At 37.5% G+C, this 3,654-nt stretch carries 3 protein-coding genes and 1 pseudogene; 1 reads left to right on the plus strand and 3 read right to left on the minus strand.

Annotation, left to right across the window (positions count from 1 at the left end):
* From HT671_RS09385 to HT671_RS09395, 3 genes are all read right to left on the minus strand, one after another.
* A partial coding sequence (locus HT671_RS09385; RefSeq protein WP_238375689.1) for an IS630 transposase-related protein occupies positions 1 to 129 on the minus strand: 129 nt, incomplete at its 3' end.
* 36 nt (positions 130 to 165) lie between these two features.
* Positions 166 to 519, minus strand: a complete 354-nt coding sequence (locus tag HT671_RS09390; protein WP_000945718.1) for an aminotransferase class V-fold PLP-dependent enzyme — start codon at positions 517 to 519, stop codon at positions 166 to 168.
* A gap of 676 nt (positions 520 to 1,195) precedes the next feature.
* Entirely contained in the window at positions 1,196 to 2,575 is a 1,380-nt protein-coding gene (locus HT671_RS09395) for an FAD-dependent oxidoreductase (RefSeq protein ID WP_000036801.1), read from the minus strand.
* A 295-nt stretch (positions 2,576 to 2,870) separates the two neighbouring features.
* On the opposite strand from HT671_RS09395, the pseudogene HT671_RS09400 reads away from it, so the two are divergent.
* Positions 2,871 to 3,591: pseudogene (locus tag HT671_RS09400) on the plus strand (FAD:protein FMN transferase); the annotation flags it as partial.
* Between the last annotated feature and the right edge of the window lie 63 nt (positions 3,592 to 3,654).

Below are 3,654 nucleotides of genomic sequence, written 5' to 3' on the forward strand. Positions count from 1 at the left end.
ACGTAAGTTCTTTTCCCACGTGAAGAGAGTTCTGACGCCGACATCAAAAACCTTGGCTGCCTCGACATGGCTGTGCCCCTCTTTGATGTAATCTAATGCTCGCTGTTTAAAATCTGTACTATATGCCATAGCTTTATTATAACATGCTTGTTTGAAACTAAGCAACTATAACATTTTCCAAGGTAAATAATTAGAATGGTGTTCTAATACAGACACGCCTAATTTACCTTTATTATATTTTATAGACCTACTAAGTAAGTTATAAGCCTCCGTAGCACTTTTAGTGAAAAGCACATTGCAGTTACTGGCACTTAGAAAATTTTTAATTTTTTTCTTAACAGCCTCATATTCATTAGAAAAAATTAAATCATTTTTTGAATTATGTCTCTTAATGTTTATTGGAATTCCTGAATAAACTTCTGTTAATTTATTAACAACAGCTTTTGGCTTGGGAACTGTAGCTGCATTATCAAAATAAATAATATCTGATGTTTGAAAAGAAAATAAATTCCTCAACATATTTCACCACTTTGAAAATCTACTACCATTAAAAATTTCTACTTCCTAAGATTTAAAATTCGATTTATGTAATACATTGTATTGGCACATCTTTTGGGAAATACAACTGAACCATTTAATACTACTACAGAAACTTCATCACTACTATGGCTTCTGCTGACTTCTCATGATTCCTTGTTACTATGCTTTAGGCGCTCATGAAACCTCACGGAATCAGTCCCAGATCTTTCTTCCTTTATAACAGAGGACGTTAAAAGGTTACAGTGAAAATAGGAAATCGGACGCAGAGTCTTTGGACTCTAGGAAGATTTATCTTTTTCACACAAACCTTAGTCCGAATTCAATTACTTTCATGACTTACAGATATAAGTTACGACTACCTATATAAACTTTAGAGTTCTTGGCTATCTCATCTGCTAGATAGGCTTTCCTAGCACCTCTCTGTTCCTAGAACCAGGATTTCGCTATTCTTTCCTCTAACGTTTTTTACTCTAACGTCAGGGTCTATCTCCAGACCGTCTTCGTCCGCTACCTCACGATAGTCAGGATTGAGGGGCGCTGTTGGGTTCATCGGTAGCTAGTGCCCACAGAGGACTTGTTCCTCAGATGTAGGCCATGACCCGTCGTACCTAAAAAACTATCCGACCTTGACTTAAGACCAGATAGTTCATCATTTTTATTTTTCAGCTGTAAGGGCAGCCATTGTGATGTAGTTGTATGGTTTGTTGAAGTGTGGCAAGAAGAAGAGGTCTGTCAATGCCAATTTATCAATTGTTACATGCTCTTGGATAGCAAGTGAGAACATGTGAATTCCCATGCTGATTGAAATATCGTGTGAAACCATTTGGGCACCAAGAATTTCACGGCTATCTTTGTCAAAGACAATCTTAATCGCTACTTCATGGTTATCGTGTTTCATGAATTCTGGTTTTTGAAGATCGTTAAATCCTGTCTCAGTCGCATTGTAACCTGCAGCTTTTGCTTTTTCAAGAGTCAAACCAGTTGAAACCATGTGAAGACCATAGATTGAGATACCGTTTGAACCTTGAACACCGATTCCTTCCAATTCATGTCCACAAGCATTGTAGGCACCAACGATACCAGTACGAACTGCGTTTGAAGCAAGGGCGATGTAGCTTGTGTCTTTACGAGCATTATCATAGACAGTCGCACAGTCACCAACTGCAAATACACCTGGAATTGAAGTTTCTTGTTTCTTATCTACAAGGAAAGCACCATTTCGGAAGAGTTCAATCTTACCGTCAGCAAGAGCTGTGTTAGGACGGAAACCAACCGCAAGAACAACCATATCCACATCAAAAGTTTCTTTATCGGTAATCAAGCGTTCAACTTTACCGTCACCTTCGATTGCTTTAACAGTTTGACCAAGAGCCAAGCGGATGTTGTGGTCTTCCAAGTTCTTCGCCATCATTTGTGTAAAGTCTTTGTCATAGTAACCGTTCAAGACAGTATCAACGATATCGACAAGGACAACTTCTTTTCCAAGACGCTCAAAGGCTTCAGCAAGTTCAACACCAATGTAACCACCACCAACAACGGCGATACGGTCAAGGTGTTGGCTCTTGTCAGCAAGTTTATTGATCACTTCTTCAGCGTTTTGGTACAATTTCACGAATTGTACGTTTTCAAGAGTTGCTTTAAATTCGCGGTTTCCTTTAAGAATTTCAACACCTTCTATTGGTGGCAAGATTGGTGTAGAACCTGTAGCGAAAATCAATTTCTCGTATGATTCTTTGTGCTCTTTTCCTTCAACTTCGGCTGTGACTACTTTGTTATCATAGTCGATTGAAAGAACAGGTGAGTTCATGTAAACCTTAGCACCTTTAGCTTCCAATTTTTCTTTATCAGAATAGAACAAGCCTTCAGCACCGTCAATTTGATTACCAATCCAAAGAGCCATTCCACATCCTAGGAAAGAGATGCTAGAGTTTTGGTCAAATACAACAATTTCGTTCTCATTTCCAAAATTATCCAACATAGTATTAATACATGCTGTACCAGCATGGTTAGCACCGACTACAACAATTTTACTCATAAAAAATTTCCTACTTTCATTCTAAATTTACCTTACTAGTATACCATTTATTGTCAGCGTTTACCAGAGGTTTGCTATTACTTTATCATTTTTTATCAAAAACAATTCTCCATTTATCCTAATTTCAAGCCTAATGAATTTTTTTAAGCATATTTCTTGACTTTTTCCAAATTTAATTTATGAAAATTCTAGCTTTATGGTATTATAATAACATGAAAATAAAATACAAGGTCTTCCATTTATATAATTATTTGATATTGCAACTTATTTTCTACAAAAGAAAAAAGTTGCTAGCTTGCCTCTTCGTTCACATTCTGAACTCCTAACGGGAACCACTATCACTATTTCATTAGTTAATGAGTGAGCAGATATCTTACTCTAAAAATCCTTTGATTTGCTCAAAAAGCTTGAATACCATTTCAATGCCAATAGTCAAGAATCTGAGTTGATGGAAATCAATTATCAAGCAGGAATAGCCCCCGTCACTGTTCATCCAGACCTGTTTGAACTGATTTCACTTGGTTTAGAGCATAGCCTAGCACTCTATAGCCAGCTCAACATCAGTATTGATCCCCTAATTCAAACCTGGCGCATTGGTTTTTCAGATGCCAAAGCTGCACAACCTCAAGAAATTGAAGCGGTGCTGTCTCTAATCAATCCTCATGATATCGAGTTAGATTCTTCTACTTCCATTGTATTCTTAAAGCAGAAAGGAATGAAAATCGATTTAGGTTGTTTAGTCAAGGGTTATAGTGCAGATAAAGGGTGCCCAATTTCTTAGAAAAGAGGGTATGACTTCTGCCTTGATCAATCTGGGAGGGAGTATCCTGACCATTGGAAAAAATCAGGCAAGAGGGGATAACCCTTGGCAAATCGAGATTCAAGATTCAGCCAATCCGAGGGGAAATCACTTAATGACCATTCCCGTTGTCAATCAATCTGTCGTGACTTCAGGCATTTATGAACGTCACCTGACAGTCGATGGACAAGATTACCATCACATTTTTGACAATAGACTTCCTGCAAAACTAGAATCCTAGTTCATGATTGATAATACCAACAATCAAATTCATTCGTAA

It is taken from the genome of Streptococcus sp. 2741, assembly GCF_013276315.1.
Classification (GTDB): domain Bacteria; phylum Bacillota; class Bacilli; order Lactobacillales; family Streptococcaceae; genus Streptococcus; species Streptococcus pseudopneumoniae.

What these genes read in the sequence shown, in the direction of transcription:
- HT671_RS09390 (WP_000945718.1), bottom strand. Translation starts at nt 519, where the DNA reads ATGTTGAGGAATTTATTTTCTTTTCAAACATCAGATATTATTTATTTT.
- HT671_RS09395 (WP_000036801.1), bottom strand. Translation starts at nt 2,575, where the DNA reads ATGAGTAAAATTGTTGTAGTCGGTGCTAACCATGCTGGTACAGCATGT.